This is a genomic window from Streptomyces sp. NPDC047130, assembly GCF_040643475.1.
Classification (GTDB): domain Bacteria; phylum Actinomycetota; class Actinomycetes; order Streptomycetales; family Streptomycetaceae; genus Streptomyces.
The window spans coordinates 294,837-313,110 of the sequence record NZ_JBEYUK010000004.1 but is presented as its reverse complement, the minus strand read 5'-3'; the positions used below and the strand labels follow the sequence as shown (position 1 = coordinate 313,110).

Below are 18,274 nucleotides of genomic sequence, written 5' to 3'. Positions count from 1 at the left end.
CGGCCGTGCCGCGCGGGGTCTCCCCCGCACGGCACGGCCGGTACCGTCCGTCGCTGCCGGGCCGGGTCAGGGACGCAGGGTGGGCTCCCGCTCCACGTCCCGCTTGTCCAGCTTGGCGTCGAACTTCGCCAGCGGCTTCGCCTTGGCCGGGTCGGCCTGGACGGCGGCCGGGGCGACGCCGGCCCACTCCAGGATCCGCGCGGTGGCGAGCGCCTTCTCCTCCGGGACCAGACCGGCCACGTTCGCGCCGTGGTTCATCCCGGGCGCGGTCAGCACGTAGGAGTCCTTCGCGCCCTTGCCCAGGTGGAACGGCTCGGCGCCCCACGGGTCGTTCTGCCCGTAGACGAAGAGCATCTGACGCGCGTTCCTGCGCACCCAGTTGTCCACGTCGCGCATCGCCGACGGCTGGAACCGCATCGGGATGGAACGCGGCACGAAGTTCCGCGGCGGCTGGTAGCCGTAGCGGATCAGCTCGTCCTCGATGTACGGGAAGGTGATCGTGGGCGCGCCCAGCTGGGTGCCGGCCTGGTAGTAGTACGGCGTGTACGGGCTCAGGCCCTGGTCGGTGTAGAAGGAGAACCCGGAGATCGTGTCGACCGAGTTCCAGATCTCCTCGTCCGTGGCGTTCGCCGCGTCGGCCGGGATCGAGGCGCAGTCGGCGACGGTGCTGTACTGCCAGAAGCCCCACACGTAGTCCAGCACCACGGCCTCGTAGGCGCGGTCCATGGAGCCGATGGTGTCGAAGGTCCAGCCGTTCTCCGCGGCGGCGGCCTCGTAACGCTTCATCAGGGCGTCGCGGCGGACCAGCGCCTCGCGCTGCACGCCGTTGAGGCGGTCGCGGCACTCCTTGGTGCCGACCGTCGCGAAGAACTCGTCGTAGGCCGAGTCCTCCTTGTTCACCACGTCGTTGGGGGCGACGTAGGCGACCACGCCGTCCATGTCGCGCGGGTAGAAGCGCTCGTAGTAGGTGGCGGTCATGCCGCCCTTCGAGCCGCCGGTGGACAGCCAGTTCTCGTTGTAGATCGGCTTGAGGGCCCGGAAGATGCGGTGCTGGTCGCTGGCAGCCTGCCAGATGTCCAGGTCCGACCAGTCGGCCGGGTCCGGGCGGGACGGCGAGAAGAACCGGTACTCCATGGAGATCTGGTTGCCGTCGACGATCTGGGTGGGCTCGCGGCGGCTCGGGTTGGTGGAGACGCTGTAGCCGCCGGTGTAGAAGACCGTCGGGCGGGAGACGTCCTTGTGCAGCACGGTGATGCGCTGCTGGAACGTGCCCTTCGACGGGTCGCGGTGGTCCACCGGCTGGGTGTAGTTCAGCACGAAGAAGCGGTAGCCGGTGTACGGCTTCTCCTGGATCAGCTTCATCCCGGGTATCGCGAGAAGCCGGTCCAGGATGTCCGCCTCGGCGTTGACGCCGGTGGTGGCCGCGGTGGCGGCCGTGGTGGCCGTGGCCTCGGGCTGGACGGCGGTCGCCGTCGTCACCGTGCCCAGTGTGCCCATCAGCACACCGAGCGCCACCGCCCCTCTGAGCGCGTTGCGCATGCACCCTCCCCTGGGAGTCATAGGTGGCCCGAACCTACCGGTGCGTCACCCGTCCCACCAGGGGCGGACGTCGGTTTCGGCCTCCCGGCCGCCACCACCCCCCGCAGCCGCCGCCGTTCCCCGGCCACCACCGCTCCCCCGTCCGGCCGCACTGTCGTCCGGCCACGCCCCGGCGCAGCCGCGCCGCCGGTCGCCGCGTCCCGTGCGCAGCCGTGCCGCCGTACGGTTGCGCCCCGCGCGCAGAGCTTCCTGCCGTACCCGAGCAGCGCCTTCGTGGAGAGCGGCACGATGCCGTCCTGGTTGCGGGGGTTCGCCGAGCACCAGCCCGTGACCCAGGTGATCGAGGCGGTGCGCGGGGGGCCTCGGCGTCGCGGTGGCCGTCCCGGAACCGCTGTTCAGGCGGCGGGCGGTCTAGGACGGACGGGACCGCCGGGACCGGTCGGCCGAACGTACGTCGGCGCCGGCGTCCGCCGCGGCGGGGGTCACCGGGCCGGCGGTGACGTCGAAGGCGTGGGTGACCTCGGGGGCGGTGCCCTCCACGAGCAGGCCGCGCGCCTCCTCCTCGGCCCGGCGGTCACCGGCCGTCAGCCGGCCGTGGTGCTGGGCCAGGTGCTCCGCCCAGGAGCCGACCAGGTACGTCTCGACGAACCGTTCCGGGTCCGCGCCGTCCTGGTAGAGGCCCCAGGAGAGGGCTCCCGTACGGCGCCGTGAGCGGGCCACGTGCCGCATGCGGTCGGTGAAGGCGGCCCGGTTGCCGGGCGCGATCCGGTGGACGACGGTGACCAGCACCGGGCCGTCGGCCGGTCCGGGCTCGAAGACCAGCGGCGGGTCCGGCCAGTGGTCGGACAGGGCGGGGTCGACCCCGTCCATGTCGTGCAGCGGCCACCGGCGCACGCTCACGGCGCAGCCCACCAGCAGGGCGGCGCCGGCCAGCAGCGCGACGGCCAGTCCCAGCCCGTCGGCCAGCGCACCCCACACGGGGGCGGTCAGGGCCTGCCCGCCCTGGAACACCACGAGGTAGACGGCCAGGCCCCGACCCCTGATCCAGCCGGGCAGCCGCTGCTGGACGGCCGCGTTGAGCGTGGACAGCACGCCGATCCACGCCACCCCCGCGGGCAGCAGCGCCACCGCCGCGAGCCAGGGCAGACGGGTGGTGGCCAGCACCGCCAGGGCCGCGGCGAAGACCGTCGCGCCCGCCGCGAGGGTGCCGTTGGCGCCCAGCAGGCGCCGGGCGGCGGGCAGGACGAACGCACCGCACACCGCGCCGAGTCCGACGACGCCGAGCAGCACGCCGTACCCGCCCGAGCCGAGTCCCAGGGTCCGGCTCGCGACCAGGGGCAGCAGCGCCCACAGGGCGGCGCCGCCCGGGATGAACAGGGCCGTGCGCAGCAGGATCCGGCGGACGCCGGGCGCGTGCCACACGTACCGGCGGCCGGCCTGCACGGCCGCCAGCATGCCCTCGCCCCCGGCCGCGGGCCGGGGCGCGGCCGGACGCCGCCACAGCAGGAGGACCGCCGCGGTGCCCAGGTAGGACAGGGCGTTGAAGGCGAAGACCCAGCCCGCGCCCGCCGCGGCGATCACCACGCCGCCGAGGGCCGGGCCCACCGCGCGGGCCAGGTTCATGTTCACGGCCCCCAGCGCCGCCGCCTGCCCCAGCTGCTGCCGTTCGACCAGCTCGGGCTGGATCGCCTGCCAGGCCGGGCCCATCAGCGCGGTGCCGCAGCCCAGCAGGAAGGTGAGGCCGAGCAGGACGGCCGGGGCGGCCGCGCCCCGGAACACGAGCACGGCCAGCACGGCGGAGACGGCGAGCATGGAGAACTGGGCGACCAGGAGCACCTTGCGGCGGTCGTACCGGTCGGCCAGCACCCCGGACGGCAGCGCGAGCAGCACGACCGGCAGGCTGGCGGCGGTCTGCACGAGCGTCACCAGGGCGGCGCTCTCCCCGACGAGCAGCCATTGGGCGCCGACCGTCTGCATCCAGGTGCCGGTGTTGGACACCAGTTGCGCGATCCACAGCGCGCGGAAGACACGCGCCGCCAGGGGCGCCCACGCGCCTGCGGTCCCCGCCCCCGGTGCCGGTCCCGCCTCCAGTGCCGGTCCCGGCCCCGCTCCGGACCCCGCTCCGGACCCCGGTGCCGCCCCCGCTGCCGGTCCCGCCGCCGCTGCCGGTGCCGCCGCCGTCCGCCGAGATGTCGGCCGTTCGCTGTCCATCGTGTCCGTGCCCGTCCCTGACGCCCGTCGACCCGTGAAGTGCCGCGTGCACTCCCGCGGCTGCTGCGGCGCCACGCTAGGCCGGGCGGGTCCGGCCGGGTTTCCGGTCGGTGCACCGGGGCTTGCCCGGCAGTGCACCGCACTCCGCCGGACGGGCCGCGGCCCGTCGACCGGGGGCACGCCCGCAGGCCCGGGGACGCCTCGCCGCCCCGGACGCGCGGCGAACCGGACGCGCGGCGAACCGGACGCGTGGCAAACCGGACGCGTGGCGAACCGGCAGCGGCGTCAGCCGCGGTGCCGGTGCAGCGCGACGTGCACGGTGTCGACGGCCTGGACGAGGGCGGCGCGGGCGGCGTCGGTGTCCCGCAGCGGGTCCAGCACCGTGAAGCCGTGGACCGTGCCGTGGTACCGCATGGACACCACCTCCACGCCGGCCGCGCGGAGCTTCGCCGCGTAGGCCTCGCCCTCGTCGCGCACCACGTCGGCCTCGCTGGTGACCACCAGCGCCGGCGGGAGCCCGGTGAGCTGCTGCACCGTCGCCCGCAGCGGTGACGCGGTGGCCAGGGACCGCCGTCGCACGTCGGGCAGGTACTGGTCCCAGAACCAGCGCATCGTCTCGCGGCCGAGGAAGTAGCCCTCGGCGAACTCCCGGTAGGAGGGCGTGTCGAAGTCGGCGTCGGTCACCGGGCAGTGCAGCACCTGCTGCAGCAGGCGCACGTCGCCGCGCTCCTTGGCGAGCAGGGTCAGCGCCGCGACCAGGTTGCCGCCGGCCGAGTCGCCCACGGCGGCCATCCGGCTCCCGTCCAGGCCGATCTCGCCGCCCCGCCCGCAGATCCACCGGGCGACCGCGTAGCACTGCTCGAGGGCGACCGGGTACTGCGCCTCCGGGGCGCGCTCGTACTCGACGAAGACCACGGCCGCGTCCGTGCCGAGGGCGAACGCCCGCACCAGGCGCTCGTGGGTGCCGGCGTCGCCCAGGACCCAGCCCAGCCCGTGCAGGAACAGCACGACGGGGATCCGGCCGACGCTGTCGGCGGGCCTGACCACCTTGACCTGGACGTGCCCGGTCGGCCCGCCCGGCAGGGCGAACCACTCCGTGGAGGTGGCCTCCTCGTCGTCGAGGGGGTCGGGGACGCCCGCCCCTTGGAGACGGGCCAGGTCCCGCCGGGCCCGCTCCGGGTCCGGGTGGCGTGCCGATCCCGGACAGGTGTGCCGGGTCACGAAGGCCCTGGTGGGGTGGTCGAGGACGGTACGGGGGCGGGTCGAGGGGACGAGGTCGCTCACACGGTCTCCAGTCGGGCCGCGGGCGTCGGCGTGCCGGCCGGGGGCCGCCCGGTCCGGTCCTGGTCGGCGCGCAGTCCGCGCCATTCCCGGGGGGAGACGCCGTAGGCGGCGCGGAAGGCGCGGCTGAAGTGGGCCGGGCTGACGAAGCCCCACCGCTGGGCCACCGCGGACACGGTGGGGGCCGTCCTGCCGCGGCGGGCCAGTTCCCGTCCGCACTCCTCCAGGCGCCGTTGCTGGATGAGCCGGCCCACGGTGATCCCCTCCCCCTCGAACAGCCGGTGCAGGTACCGGATGGAGATCCGGTGCCGTCGGGCGATGCTCTCCGGGGAGAGGTCCGGGTCGCCGAGGTTCCGGTCGATGTGCTCGCGCACGCGCAGCAGCAGATGGGCGCGGGTGGTGTCCGCGTCCGTGCCGCCCGGGTGGAGCTGTTCGGCGATCAGGGTGGCGAACAGGTCGACGACGTTGCCGGCCAGCCGGTTGGTGACGGCCGGGGGGTGACGGTCGGTCGAGGTGGCCAGGGCGGTCAGGAACGGGAGCAGCACCGCGCCGAAGCCGTTCGCGGTGCCGATGACCCGCCCGGTGACCTCGCGGACGTCGGGGTCCGGGACGCCCAGCGCGCGGCGGGGCAGCTGGAAGACGTGCTGGACGTGGCGCAGCGGGTGGTCGAAGGAGTACGGCCGTGTGGTGTCGTACACCACGAGGTCTCCTTCGCCGACCTCCGCGCGTCCCCCGTCGTGGAGGAAGGTGGCCGTGCCGGACATCTGGAGGCCGACCGCGACCAGCGCCTCCGCCGAGGGGCCGATCAGCGCCGGGGTGCGGCTGAGCCGTTCGGCGTCCGCCTCCAGGGTGGAGACCTGGAGGTACCCGAGGCGGCGGGTGGCGATCCGGCCGCGGAACGGGCCGTCGCCGCGCGGGGCGACCGACACCGGCACCAGCGTCCTGCTCACCGCCTCGTTCCAGTAGGCGACCTTGTCCAGGTCCGGCACGGAGTCGGTGGTCAGCACCAGGCTCACGTCGCTCTCCGCTCAGGGGTAGGGCGTCGGGTGGGGAACGGACGGGCGGGGGTCCCCCCCGGGGCGTGACCCCCGTCCGTCCGTGAGCACCAGCCAATCAGCGGGCGGCCACCGGTCCCAGGCAGAACAACAGGCAGAAATGCCGCCGGGGCGGCCGCCGCGGCGTCACTTCGCCAGGAAGGCGAGGAGCGCGGCGTTGACCTCCTCCGCGTGGGTCCACAGCAGTCCGTGCGGGGCGCCCTCGATCTCGACGTAGTCCGCGGACGGGAGGGCCTTGCGGAAGGGCCGCGCGGTCCCCTCGGCCGGCAGGATCCGGTCGGCCGTGCCGTGCAGGATCAGGGCGGGCACGTCGATGGCGGGGATGTCGGCCCGGAAGTCGGTGTACCAGGTCGACGGCGCGGCGGACGCGGCGAAGGCGCCGCCGGCGGCGGCGACGTTCCAGCTGTTGCGGACCGCCTCCTCGCTGATCCTGGTGCCCAGGTTCTCGTCCAGGTTGTAGAAGTCCTCGAAGAAGGCGGTGTAGTACGCGTAGCGGTCCTGCCGCACGGCGGCGACCACGCCGTCGAAGAACTCCTTCGGGGCCACTCCGTCCGGGTTGTCCTCGCTCTTGAGCAGGCAGGGTTCCAGCGAGGCGAGGAAGGCCACCTTGGCCACCCGGGAGGAGCCGTAGGCGGAGACGTACCGGGCGACCTCGCCGGTGCCCATCGAGAACCCGACCAGGACCGCGTCCCGCAGGTCGAGGGTCTCCATGACGGTGTTCAGGTCCGCCGCGAAGGTGTCGTAGTCGTAGCCGGCGGACGGCTGGCCGGACCGGCCGAAACCGCGGCGGTCGTAGGTGACGACGCGGTGGCCGGCGGCGAGCAGGGCGGCGCTCTGCCGTTCCCAGGAGTGGCCGTCGAGGGGGAAGCCGTGGATGAGCACGACCGTCCGCCCCGAGCCGTGGTCCTCGTAGTACAGGTCGACGGGGGCGGAGTTCTCCTGCCCCACGGTGATGTACGGCACGTCGTGTTCCTTCGTCCGGAGTGGGCGGCGCGCGCGGAGGGGCGCCGCGCCGCGAGGAGGCGGCCCGGCGGAAGCGTGCCGCGCCGCGAGGAGGCGGGCCGCCGTGCGGACGGCGCCGGCCCCGCGGGGCCCCGCGTCCGGGCGTCGCCTCCTCGGGCATCACGCTAGGGCGGGCCTCCCGCCTCCTCTTCTCCTGGAACGCACCGCCGGTTGACCGCGAGCGCCAGGGGTTCAGCGGTGGTCGACGGCCGGTTCGGGGGCGCCGATGAAGGTGTGCCACAGCTTCGCGTAGCGACCGCCCCGGGCGAGGAGCTCGTCGTGGGTGCCGTCCTCGGCGACCCGGCCGTGGTCCATCACGACCACCCGGTCGGCCTTCGCCGCCGTGGTGAGCCGGTGGGCGACGACCAGGGTGGTGCGCCGCCCCGCCAGCTTCTCCGTGGCGGCGTTGACCTGCGCCTCGGTGGCGAGGTCCAGCGCGGCGGTGGCCTCGTCGAGCAGCAGCACGTCCGGGTCGATCAGCTCCGCCCGGGCCAGCGCGATCAGCTGCCGCTGCCCGGCGGAGAGGTTCCGTCCCCGCTCGGCAACGGCGTGAAGGTAGCCGCCCTCCAGGGTGGCGATCATCTCGTGCGCCCCGACCGCCCGTGCCGCCGCCTCGACCTCCGCGTCGGTGGCCTCCGGCCGCCCGTAGGCGATGGCGTCCCGGACCGTGCCGGGGAAGAGGTACGCCTCCTGCGGCACCACGCCCAGCCGGCGCCGGTACCCGGTGAGGTCCAGCTCCCGCAGGTCGTGGCCGTCGACGGTGACCCGCCCGGAGGTCGGGTCGTAGTACCGGGCCACCAGCTTCACCAGCGTGGACTTGCCGGCGCCGGTCTCGCCGACGAAGGCCACGGTCTGGCCCGCGGGGATCCGCAGGTCGATCCCGGTCAGCGCCGCGGCGTCGTCCCCGTCGGCGCCGTCGGCGCCGTACGCGAACCGCACGTCCTCGAAGGCGATCTCCCCCCGCACCCCGCGCACCGGCACCGGCTTCGCGGCCGGCGGGGTCGAGGTCGGCTCCCGCAGCAGTTCCTGGACGCGCCCCAGCGAGACCGCGGCCTGCTGGTAGCCGTCGAAGACCTGCGAGAGCTGCTGCACCGGGGCGAAGAACAGGTCGATGTAGAGCAGGTAGGCGACCAGCGCGCCCGCGGTGAGCGTGCCGGCCGCGATCCGCCCGGCGCCCACCCACAGCACGGCCGCCGAGGCGACCGTGGCGAGGAACTGCACGAACGGGAAGTAGACGGAGATCAGCCACTGGCCGCGGATCCGGGCCCGGCGGTAGAGGTCGCTGCGGGCGGCGAACCGCTCGCCGCCGGAGCGCTCCCGGCCGAACGCCTGGAGGACGCGCAGTCCGGCGACCGACTCCTGGAGGTCGGCGTTGACCGTGGAGACCCGCTCGCGGGCCAGCTCGTACGCCTTCACGCTCGCGCGGCGGAAGAAGTACGTGGTGACGATCAGCGGCGGCAGCGTCGCGAAGACCACCAGCGCCAGCTCGACGTCGATCACCAGCAGGGCGCCCATGATGCCGAAGAAGGTGACCACCGAGACGAACGCGGTGACCAGTCCGGTCTGCAGGAAGGTCGCCAGCGCGTCGACGTCCGTGGTCATGCGGGTCATGATCCGGCCGGTGAGCTCGCGCTCGTAGTAGTCCAGGCCGAGCCGCTGGAGCTGGGCGAAGATCTTCAGGCGGAGCGCGTACAGCACCCGTTCGCCGGTGCGGCCGGTCATCCGCATCTCGCCGATCTGCGCGGCCCACTGGGTGAGCACCACGCCCAGCGCGATCAGCGACGCCGCCCACACGCCGCCGAGCGCGGCCCGCTGGACGCCGTCGTCGATGCCGTTGCGGATCAGGATCGGGAGCAGCAGGCCCATGCCCGCGTCGATCGCGACCAGCAGCAGGCTGACCGCCAGCGGGGCGCCGAAGCCGCGGAGCAGGCGGCGGAGGTTGTACTCCTCCTCGGCGCGGACGGCGCGCTCCTCGTCCACCTCGGGGGTGTCGTCCGCCGGGGGCAGCGCGTCGACCTTGGCCAGCAGGTCCGGCGTGGCGGGCATGCCCTCCAGGGCGGCGTCGCGGGGCTCGCGGTCGCCCGTCCACAGGCGGGGGGTGACACCGCGCTCGGCGTCGAACTCGGCGTCCAGCTCCTCGCGGACCGTGGTGCCGGCGGCCTCGTCGTCGCGCTCCCCGGTGACCGCCCGGACGTGCCCGGGGGAGACGCCGCCGAGCTCGTCGGGGTCGGTGAGCAGGCCGCGGTAGAGCGGGCAGCGCTCGGTGAGCTCCTCGTGGGTGCCGATGTCGGCGAGGCGGCCGGCGTCGAGGACGGCGATCCGGTCGGCGAGGTTGAGGGTGGAGCGGCGGTGGGCGATCAGGAGGGTGGTGCGGCCCCGCATCACGTGGCGCAGCGCCTCGTGGATCTCCTGCTCGACGCGGGCGTCGACGGCGGAGGTGGCGTCGTCGAGGATCAGCAGGCGGGGGTCGGTGAGGATGGCGCGGGCGAGCGCGATGCGCTGGCGCTGGCCGCCGGAGAGGGTGAGTCCGTGCTCGCCGACCTTGGTGGCGTAGCCCTCGGGCAGCGCGGTGATGAAGTCGTGGGCCTGGGCGGCGCGGGCGGCCCGCTCGATCTCCTCCTGGGTGGCCTCGGGCCGGCCGTAGGCGAGGTTGTCGCGGACGGACTCGGAGAACAGGAAGGAGTCCTCGGGCACCAGCCCGATCGCGTCGCGCAGCGACCGGAGGGTCAGCTCCCGCACGTCCCGCCCGCCGACGCGGACGGCGCCGCCGGTGACGTCGTAGAAGCGGGGCAGCAGCAGCGACACCGTGGACTTGCCGGAGCCGGAGGAACCGACCACGGCGACGGTCTCGCCGGGCCGGATGGTGAGCGAGAGCCCGTCCAGGACGGGACGGGTGTCGCTGTAGGCGAAGGAGACGTCGTCGAACTCGACGGTGGCGGGCGCGTCGGCGGGCAGCTCGGTCGCGCCGTCCCGGAAGCTCGGCTCGGTGTCGATCAGCTCCAGCACGCGCTCGGTGCCGGCCCGGGCCTGCTGGCCGACGGTGAGCACCATGGCGAGCATGCGGACCGGCGAGACCAGCTGGGCCAGGTAGGCGGAGAAGGCGACGAAGGTGCCGAGGGTGATGTGCCCCTCGACCGCCAGCCAGCCGCCGACGGCGAGCATGGCGACCTGGCCGAGCGCCGGGACCGCCTGCAGGGCGGGGGTGTACTTGGCGTTCAGCTTGATGGTGCGCAGCCGTCCGGCGAAGAGCCGGCGGCCCACCGCGCGGAGCTTCCCGGTCTCCTGCTCCTCCTGCCCGAAGCCCTTCACCACGCGGACGCCGGTGACGGCACCGTCCACCACCCCGGCGACCGCGGCGGCCTGCGCCTGGGCGTACCAGGTGGCCGGGTGCAGCCGGGTCCGGCTGCGGCGGGCGATCCACCACAGGGCGGGGGCGACGGCCACGGCGACGCCGGTCAGCGGGAGGGAGAGGGCGGCCATCACGCCGAGCGAGATCAGGAAGAGCAGGATGTTGCCGACCGTCATCGGCAGCATGAAGAGCAGGCCCTGGATGAGCTGCAGGTCGCTGGTCGCCCGTCCGACGACCTGGCCGGTGGACAGCTCGTCCTGGCGCCGCCCGTCGAGGCGGGTGATGGTGCGGTACATGTCCGTGCGCAGGTCGTGCTGCACGTCGAGGGCGAGGCGCCCGCCGTAGTACCGGCGGATGTACGTCATCACGTACACGAGGAACGCGGCGGCGATCAGCAGGCCCGCCCAGTGCGCCATCTCCCGGGTGCGGTGGACGATCACGTCGTCGATGATCACCTTGGTGATCAGCGGGATCAGCGCCATCACCGCCATGCCGGCCAGCGAGGAGCCCAGGGCGAGGATCACGTCCTTGGGGTGCCGCCACGCGTACGCCGCGAGCCGGCGCGCCCAGCCGGGCGAGTTCTCCTGTTGCCGCTCCGTCACTCGGGGTGCCCTCCGTCGGTCCTGATCTTCCGCAAGGCACCAACGACGACGGGAGCGGATTTCATCCCTCCGCAACAATCGGAGCACCGGGCCGGACGGGACGGCGCGGGCTCCCGCCGTCGAATGCGGTGCCGCCCGGGCGGGTAGGGATCTCCGACGTCGTGCACGACGCGGACCGGGGGGAAGGGTGTCGAAGGCGAGGGTGGAGTCGGTGCGGCGCGCGGGGCGGGTGCTCGTGACCCTGCACTGGCTGAAGGCTCTGGCACGGCCGGAGCACCGCGTGCCGGAGGCGGACAGCTTCCGCAGGATCGACCGGGCGGACGTGGCCGTGGCGGGACTGCTCCGCGCGGCCGTGCCCCTGCTCGTCGAGGCGCTGGGCCGGCAGGACAGGGCCGAGGCGGCGGCCAGGCTGTTCCGGGCGCTGCCCGACCTCGTGCCGGTGGGCACGGTGTACGGGAAGTGTCTGGCGCCCGAGGAGCGGGCGGGGTTCGTCGCGGGCTACGCGGAACAGCACGCGGTGTGGGTGGAGGAGTTCGGCCAGGACGCGGTGAAGACCGCCGGTCCGGCATGATCGTACGACTACCGGACGGGAGTTCGAGGGCTGTGGACAATCCCCAGGACGTGCGGCGCGGGGTCCATCAGAATGGGGGCATGCCGATACCTGGGACCGCCGTGCCGAGTCGCGAGGAGCTGATCGAGCACCTCGTCCGCACCCGCATCGCGGGAGACGTCGCCACGCCCCGCGAGAACAACCTGTCCCACTACCGCGCCCTGGCCAACGGCGACCGGTACTACTGGTTCGGCCTGGAGTTCGGTGACCGCTGGGCCGACGAGCAGGACGTGCTGGCCGTGATGGCGGAGCGGGTGGGGGTGGACGACGACCCGTCGCACCGGGTCGGGCAGGACACCATCGACCCGGAGCTGACCGTGTCCGGGCTGGAGCGGATGGCGGCCCGGCTGCGGAAGGCGGCGGAGGACCGGCAGCGGGTGCTGCTGGCCACCGGGCACCCCGGCGGGCTGCTGGACGTGCACCGGGCCACCGCGGCCGCCCTGCGCGCGGCGGGCTGCGAGGTCATGGTCGTGCCGGAGGACCTAGGCACGGTCGAGGGCCGGGTGGTGCAGTTCGCCGACGTCGCGGTGGTGGAGCGCGGCGCGAGCCTCTGGCACACCCACTCGGGCGACCCCATGCGGGCGATCCTGTACGCCCTGGCGGAGGACGGCCGCCCGCTGCCCGACCTGGTGGTGGCCGACCACGGCTGGGCGGGGTACGCGGCGCAGCACGGCGTGGACGCGGTGGGGTACGCCGACTGCAACGACCCGGCGCTGTTCGTGGCGGAGGCGGAGGGCACCCTCCAGGTCGCCGTGCCGCTCGACGACCATGTCCACAGCCCCCGGTACTACGACCCGATGACCGCCTACCTGCTCTCCGCGGCGGGGCTCCACGAGGTCTGACGCGGGGCCCTGCGACGGCCGACGCGGGGTCCTGCAAGGGCCGACCCGGGGGCTCCACGAGGGCCGACCCGGGGCCGCCCTACTAGGTCCGGCGCGGCGGCTCCGAGGGCGTCGGGTCCAGGTACACCCGGCTGACCACCGGGAACGCTTCCCGCAGCCGCTTCTCGGCCGTCTCGCAGGCCCACTCGACCTCGGCGGCGGTGGAGACGTCCCGGAAGTCGACCTTGGCCGCGACCAGCGCCTCCCGCGGCCCCTGGAGCAGGGTGGTCAGCTCCAGGACGTCCTCGATGTGCGGCACGGCGCGCAGTTCGGCGCGGATGCCGTCGCGGACGGCGGCGGGCAGCGGGCGCCCGACCAGCAGCTCGGCGTTGGAGCGGCCCAGCACCCACGCGACGTACAGCAGCAGCACGCCGATCAGCAGCGAGGCCACGCCGTCCCACACGCCGGACCCGGTGAGCTGGGTGCCCAGCAGTCCGAGCGCCGCCAGCACCAGGCCGGCGAGGGCGGCGCTGTCCTCCATGACCACGGCCTTGACCGCGGTGTCGGGCGTGTGGCGCAGGTACCGTCCGAAGGTCGAGCCGTACCGCCGCGCCTCGGCCCGGGTCTGCCGCAGCCCGGTGCGCAGCGAGATCGCCTCCAGCACGAACGCCACCGCCAGCACGACGTAGGCGACCAGCGGGTCGCCGGGTTCCTCGCCCTTCACCAGGGTGTGGACGCCGTCGTAGAGCGAGAACACGGCGCCGCCGACGAAGGTGGCCACGGCGGCGAGCAGCGCCCAGATGTACCGCTCCGGGCCGTGGCCCAGCGGGTGGGCCTCGTCGGCCGGTTTCTCGCTCCGGCGCAGGGCGGTGAGCAGCAGCACCTCCGTCACCGTGTCGGCGACCGAGTGGGCGGCCTCGGAGAGCATGGCGCTCGACCCGCTGACGACGCCGGCGACCGCCTTGGCGAGCGCGATGCCGAGATTGGCCACCGCCGCGACGATCACGGTGACGGTGCTCTCGCCGCCGCCCGCGGCCGCCTCGTGATCCGTCGTGTCCGGCATGCCCCGATTGTCGCCCGGCGCGGTCCGGGACGCCCGCCGGACGGCGTCCCGTCGCGGGCTGCGCCGCCGAGGCTTCCGCCCCCTCACAGGCCGGTGCCCCGCCGCCCGTCGGGGCGGCGGGGCACCGGGTTCTCACCGGGTCATCACCGGGTCCTCGGCTCAGCCCAGCGGGATGCGCCGCGCGTCGGAGGGGGCGTCCGTCGCCGACACCGTCCCCGGGACCAGCGAGGCCCCCGGCGCGAAGGACCGCATCGGGCCCGCGACCGGGAGGTTCAGCCGGGTGGCGGCCAGGTCGATCCGGTACGCCGAGGCGGCGCCGTCGACCCGCACCGTGCCGCCGTCGTAGCCGGTGACGATCAGGCCGAGCTGGTGGCCGGCCGGGACCAGGACGTCGTTGGCCTGGAGCTCGACGGTGAGGCTGTGCTTCCCGCCGCCGGCCAGCCGGGCCCAGCCGCGGCCGAGGACCTGCAGGTCGGACTGCTCGATCCGGCGCTCGACCTCCCGGTAGCAGGCGTCGTCCACCGCGGAGGCGGCGCCCCAGCAGGTCTCCGTGGCCAGGGTGCGCGCGCCGTCGCCCGAGGCGGACACCCGCGGGGCCGGGCCGTAGTCGACCAGGGCGACCGAGAGCTGGCCGGTGGGCGCGCCGGTGGTGACGGTGGTGGTCAGCGAGGCGGCGCCGGACAGGCGCAGGTCGTCCGTGAGCCGCCCGGTGGTGAAGAGGAGGCGGGAGTCCATCGCGCCGGACCCCAGCATCTGGGCGAGCCGCCCGTTGGGGTTGTTGGTCCAGGCGGCCTCGCCCTTCCTGCCCCGCGCGCCCAGCGCCAGCGTGCCGTCGGCGCCCGGTCGCAGCGTGGCGACCCGGTCGGTCACCGGCCAGGTGTCGGAGTGGACGACCTCGCCCGGGGCGATCTCGGCACGCACCGCCGGCTCCTCGGTGATGCCGTTGTCGACGCCGAGGAGCTCGTGGTCGAACCAGCGGTGCAGGGTGTCGACCCACTCCTCCCGGTCGGAGTCGAACGGGTCGACGTGGCCGAGCCGGGTGAGGAACATCTTCCGTTCCACCCCGTGCTCGCCCAGCGCCTCCCACCAGCGGGTGGCGTTCTGGGTGTCGACGTTGGTGTCCTGGAGGCCGTGCACGATCAGGGCCGAGGCCGTGACCCGGGAGGCGTCGCCCAGGGTGCCGTCGCGGTAGTCGCGCTCGTCCCAGAAGGCGGTGTGCTCACCGGTCTCGTCGGCGGCGTCGACCCGCATCCGCTCGAGCTGGGCGGAGCAGTCGACGGAGAGGTGCCGTCCGCCGGCCACATAGGTGGAGAGGTAGTTCGGGTAGCCGTAGGAGAACGGCAGGCCCTGCCAGCGGTCGTAGTCGTACCAGGAGCTGATCGCGCCGATGGGCACGATGGTCTCCAGCCCCTCGGTGCCGAGGGCGGCCACGCCGTTGGCGAGCGTGCCGTCGTAGGACTTGCCGATCATGCCGGTGGCGCCGGTGGTCCAGTACGCGTCGGCCGGGGCGCCGTCGGCGAAGGAGGCCGTGGCGTTGCCGTTCAGCCAGTCCACGGCGGCCTTGGCGGAGAGGATGTCGGAGCGGCCGCCCTGGTCGGCGCAGCCGGTGGAGCGGCCGGTGCCGGCCATGTCGACCTGGACGACGGCGTACCCGCGGGGCACGAACCAGTTGTCGTACCAGAGCGGGAACGACTTGATGACGCCGTTCTCGTCGTAGGTCTTCTTCTCGCTTTCGTTGCCGCGGCCGCAGCAGGCGTAGTACGGGCTGGCGTCCATGATCACCGGCACCCGCTCGACGCCGTCGAGTTCGGCGGGGCGGATGATGTCGACGGCTATCCGCTCGCCCCGGCCGTCCCCGTCGAAGTCGGGGGCGTCGACCCAGACCGACTCCTTGATCGCCGCCTCGTAGTCGTGGACCGCCGCGGTCTTCCCGTCGGCGCCCAGCCGGGCTCCGGTACCGGCGAGCGGGACGACCTCCCCGGCCGCCGAGGCGTCCGGCGCGGCGCCGGCCGCGGGGGCGCCGAGCAGGCCGCCCAGCAGCACCGCCGCCGTGACGGCCGCGCCGGTGGCGGCCGTCAGGCGGAGTCTCCGCCGTGGTCTCGTGTGCCGGGTGGTGCGCGCTGCCAGCAGTTGCATGCCGTCGGCTCCTCTTCACGGGGACAGGGCGCGCCGAACCTAAGCACCCGTCATGTCCGGAACAGATCAAGGTCGTTACCTGTGCGTCAATACCGGTCGTGAGCGGGACGCGTCAATGGGCCGGGACCGGCCGGGGCGGGTCCCGTCGCGACGGGCCGGGTCGGGTCGGGTGGGGCCGCGACGGGCCGCGACGGGCCGTGCCGGGTCGGGGCGACGGAACGCACGAAGGCCCCGCCACCTGCCGTGCGGCGGTGACGGGGCCTCGGACGTCCGGGGGGGCCGGTGCGGCGGCCGGGCGCGTCAGCGGGGGATGCGGACGACGCCCTCCTGGATGACGGAGATGGCCAGGCTGCCGTCGCGGGTGTAGATGCGCGCCTGGCCGAGCCCGCGGCCGCCGGAGGCGGACGGCGACTCCTGGTCGTAGAGCAGCCACTCGTCGGCGCGGAACGGGCGGTGGAACCACATGGCGTGGTCCGGGGAGGCTCCGACCACGTCCCCGCTGGCCCAGCCGCCGCGCCCGTGCGCGAGGAGCACCGAGTCCAGCAGGGTCATGTCGGAGACGTAGGTGGCGAGGCAGACGTGCATCAGCGGGTCGTCGAGCGGCCCGTCCAGCTTGTCCTCGGTGCGGAACCAGACCTGCGAGCGGGGTTCGCGCGGCACGCCCACGCTGCCCCAGGGCGGCGGGTTGACGTACCGCAGGTCGACCGCGGCCCGCGCCTCGACCACGCGCTCCAGCATCTCCGGCGAGGCGTAGGCGTCCGCGTAGCGCGGCATCATCTCGCCGAAGGTCGGCAGCGTCTCCGGGTCCGGGACCTCGGGCATCGCCGTCTGGTGGTCCATCCCCTCCTCGTGCACCTGGAACGAGGCGGAGAGGTGGAAGATCGGCCGGCCGTGCTGGACGGCGACCACCCGGCGGGTGGTGAAGGAACGGCCGTCGCGGATCCGGTCCACGTTGTACACGATCGGGGCGCCGGGATCCCCGGCGACCAGGAAGTACGCGTGCAGCGAGTGCGCGAACCGGTCGGCGGGGACGGTGCGTCCCGCGGCGATCAGCGCCTGGGCCGCCACCTGTCCCCCGAAGACCCGGGGGACGACGGCGGCCCGTGACCGACCGCGGAAGATGTCCTGCTCGATCTGCTCGAGGTCGAGCAGATCGAGCAGCGACTGAAGTGCCTGACTCATGTCGCCAGTACTATCCGACGGACTTTTCGCGGACCTTACAGCCCCATGTCCTTGGCGATGATCGTCTTCATGATCTCGCTGGTGCCGCCGTAGATGCGGTTCACCCGGTTGTCCGCGTACAGGCGGGCGATCGGGTACTCGTTCATGTAGCCGTAACCGCCGTGCAGCTGGAGGGCGCGGTCGATCACGCGGTGGGCGACCTCGGTGCAGAACAGCTTGGCGGAGGCGGCCTCGGCGGCGGTCAGCTCACCGGCGTCCAGTGCCTCCAGGGCGCGGTCGGCCACGGCCTCGGCCGCGTCCACCTCGGCCTTGCAGGCGGCCAGCTCGAACTTGGTGTTCTGGAAGGACGCGACCGGCTTGCCGAAGACCGTGCGGTCCTGGGTGTAGCGCTTGGCGAACTCCACCGCGGCCTTGGCCTGGGCGTAGGCGCCGAAGGCGATGCCCCAGCGCTCGGAGGCCAGGTTCTTGCCGAGGTAGTAGAAGCCCTTGTTCTCCTCGCCCATCAGGTCCTCGACCGGCACCTTGACGTCGACGAACGCCAGCTCGGCGGTGTCGGAGGTGCGCAGGCCCAGCTTGTCCAGCTTGCGGCCGATCGAGTAGCCCTCGGACTTGGTGTCGACGGCGAAGAGGGAGATGCCGTGACGGCGGTCCTCGGCGGTCGCAGGGGCGGTGCGGGCGCAGACGATCACGCGGTCGGCGTGGACGCCACCGGTGATGAAGGTCTTGGCGCCGTTGAGGACGTAGTGGGTGCCGTCCTCGGAGAGCTTGGCGGTGGTCTTCATGCCCGCCAGGTCCGAGCCGGTGCCCGGCTCGGTCATGGCGATGGCCCACATCTCCTCGGCGGAGACGAACTTCGGGAGCCAGCGCTTCTTCTGGTCCCCGGTGGCCAGCATCTTGATGTAGGGCAGGGCGAGCAGCACGTGCACGCCGGAGCCGCCGAAGTTCACGCCCGCGCGGGCGGTCTCCTCGTACTGGATGGCCTCGAACTTGTGGGTGTCCAGGCCCGCGCCGCCGTACTCCTCGTCGACGTTGATGCCGAAGAGGCCGAGCTCGGCGAGCTTGTAGTAGAACTCGCGGGGCACGATGCCCGCCTGGAACCACTCGTCGTAGACCGGGACGACCTCGGCCTCGATGAAGGCGCGCAGGGTCTCCCGGAACGCCTCGTGATCCTCGTTGAACACCGTACGGCGCACCGCCGCCACCTCCGCCTTCGTCCTGGCTGTGTTTCCGCTGCCGACCGAGCGAACGACAATCTAAGCGCTTGCTCAGCCTCCCTAACCGTACCGGCGGGTAGGACACTCGTCCAGAGACGCACCCCTGAACAGCTCCGTAACCCTCATCACTCACCAGTAGAAACGCCGCCGGCCTTTCCCGCCCCCTCCGGACCACCGGGTGCCCGCCTCACCCGCCCGGCCGAACTCCG

12 protein-coding genes and 1 pseudogene are annotated in these 18,274 nt (G+C 73.8%); 3 read left to right on the top strand and 10 right to left on the bottom strand.

All coding sequences use genetic code 11. The features are described 5' to 3' along the window. Positions 1 to 66: 66 nt before the first annotated feature. Positions 67 to 1,539, bottom strand: coding sequence for a S28 family serine protease (locus ABZ836_RS08725; RefSeq protein ID WP_361140751.1), 1,473 nt, complete (start codon positions 1,537 to 1,539; stop codon positions 67 to 69). Between the two features lie 246 nt (positions 1,540 to 1,785). Between ABZ836_RS08725 and ABZ836_RS08720 the strand changes: the two are divergent. Continuing rightward, positions 1,786 to 1,896, top strand: a pseudogene (locus ABZ836_RS08720) (ABC transporter permease); the annotation flags it as partial. 54 nt (positions 1,897 to 1,950) lie between these two features. On the opposite strand, the gene ABZ836_RS08715 reads toward ABZ836_RS08720, so the two are convergent. The 5 genes from ABZ836_RS08715 to ABZ836_RS08695 form a co-directional block, all read right to left on the bottom strand. Continuing rightward, positions 1,951 to 3,537 carry an MFS transporter gene (locus tag ABZ836_RS08715; RefSeq protein WP_361140749.1) on the bottom strand — a complete coding sequence of 529 codons (1,587 nt, stop codon included), beginning with the start codon at positions 3,535 to 3,537 and terminating at the stop codon, positions 1,951 to 1,953. Between the two features lie 498 nt (positions 3,538 to 4,035). Then, positions 4,036 to 5,034 carry an alpha/beta hydrolase gene (locus ABZ836_RS08710; protein ID WP_361140747.1) on the bottom strand — a complete coding sequence of 333 codons (999 nt, stop codon included), beginning with the start codon at positions 5,032 to 5,034 and terminating at the stop codon, positions 4,036 to 4,038. Continuing rightward, entirely contained in the window at positions 5,031 to 6,047 is a 1,017-nt protein-coding gene (locus ABZ836_RS08705; protein WP_361140745.1) for a helix-turn-helix domain-containing protein, read from the bottom strand. The genes ABZ836_RS08710 and ABZ836_RS08705 overlap by 4 nt, the downstream gene beginning before the upstream one ends. A 165-nt stretch (positions 6,048 to 6,212) precedes the next feature. Further along, positions 6,213 to 7,049, bottom strand: coding sequence for an alpha/beta hydrolase (locus ABZ836_RS08700; protein ID WP_361140743.1), 837 nt, complete (start codon positions 7,047 to 7,049; stop codon positions 6,213 to 6,215). 231 nt (positions 7,050 to 7,280) lie between these two features. Then, positions 7,281 to 11,039, bottom strand: a complete 3,759-nt coding sequence (locus ABZ836_RS08695; RefSeq protein WP_361140741.1) for an ABC transporter ATP-binding protein — start codon at positions 11,037 to 11,039, stop codon at positions 7,281 to 7,283. 187 nt (positions 11,040 to 11,226) lie between these two features. Between ABZ836_RS08695 and ABZ836_RS08690 the strand changes: the two genes are divergently transcribed. Continuing rightward, positions 11,227 to 11,610: a hypothetical protein gene (locus ABZ836_RS08690; protein WP_361140739.1), complete on the top strand. Its 384-nt coding sequence runs from the start codon at positions 11,227 to 11,229 to the stop codon at positions 11,608 to 11,610. An 80-nt stretch (positions 11,611 to 11,690) separates the two neighbouring features. Continuing rightward, positions 11,691 to 12,491, top strand: coding sequence for a phosphatase (locus tag ABZ836_RS08685; RefSeq protein ID WP_356135664.1), 801 nt, complete (start codon positions 11,691 to 11,693; stop codon positions 12,489 to 12,491). A gap of 82 nt (positions 12,492 to 12,573) precedes the next feature. Here the strand turns inward: ABZ836_RS08685 and ABZ836_RS08680 are convergent, their stop codons facing one another. From ABZ836_RS08680 to ABZ836_RS08665, 4 genes are all read right to left on the bottom strand, one after another. Beyond that, the gene (locus ABZ836_RS08680) at positions 12,574 to 13,533 is read right to left on the bottom strand and encodes a cation diffusion facilitator family transporter (protein WP_361140737.1); all 960 of its coding nucleotides are present in this window, start codon (positions 13,531 to 13,533) and stop codon (positions 12,574 to 12,576) included. A 159-nt stretch (positions 13,534 to 13,692) separates the two neighbouring features. Next, the gene (locus ABZ836_RS08675) at positions 13,693 to 15,669 is read right to left on the bottom strand and encodes a CocE/NonD family hydrolase (protein WP_361140735.1); all 1,977 of its coding nucleotides are present in this window, start codon (positions 15,667 to 15,669) and stop codon (positions 13,693 to 13,695) included. Positions 15,670 to 15,969: 300 nt separating this feature from the next. Beyond that, the gene (locus ABZ836_RS08670; RefSeq protein WP_361140733.1) at positions 15,970 to 16,851 is read right to left on the bottom strand and encodes an acyl-CoA thioesterase II; all 882 of its coding nucleotides are present in this window, start codon (positions 16,849 to 16,851) and stop codon (positions 15,970 to 15,972) included. A 35-nt stretch (positions 16,852 to 16,886) separates the two neighbouring features. Beyond that, positions 16,887 to 18,044 carry an acyl-CoA dehydrogenase family protein gene (locus tag ABZ836_RS08665; RefSeq protein WP_356135657.1) on the bottom strand — a complete coding sequence of 386 codons (1,158 nt, stop codon included), beginning with the start codon at positions 18,042 to 18,044 and terminating at the stop codon, positions 16,887 to 16,889. Between the last annotated feature and the right edge of the window lie 230 nt (positions 18,045 to 18,274).

Coding starts and splice junctions, on each gene's coding strand:
- ABZ836_RS08675 (WP_361140735.1), bottom strand. CDS start 15,669: ATGCAACTGCTGGCAGCGCGCACCACCCGGCACACGAGACCACGGCGG.
- ABZ836_RS08680 (WP_361140737.1), bottom strand. CDS start 13,533: ATGCCGGACACGACGGATCACGAGGCGGCCGCGGGCGGCGGCGAGAGC.
- ABZ836_RS08725 (WP_361140751.1), bottom strand. CDS start 1,539: ATGCGCAACGCGCTCAGAGGGGCGGTGGCGCTCGGTGTGCTGATGGGC.
- ABZ836_RS08685 (WP_356135664.1), top strand. CDS start 11,691: ATGCCGATACCTGGGACCGCCGTGCCGAGTCGCGAGGAGCTGATCGAG.
- ABZ836_RS08670 (WP_361140733.1), bottom strand. CDS start 16,851: ATGAGTCAGGCACTTCAGTCGCTGCTCGATCTGCTCGACCTCGAGCAG.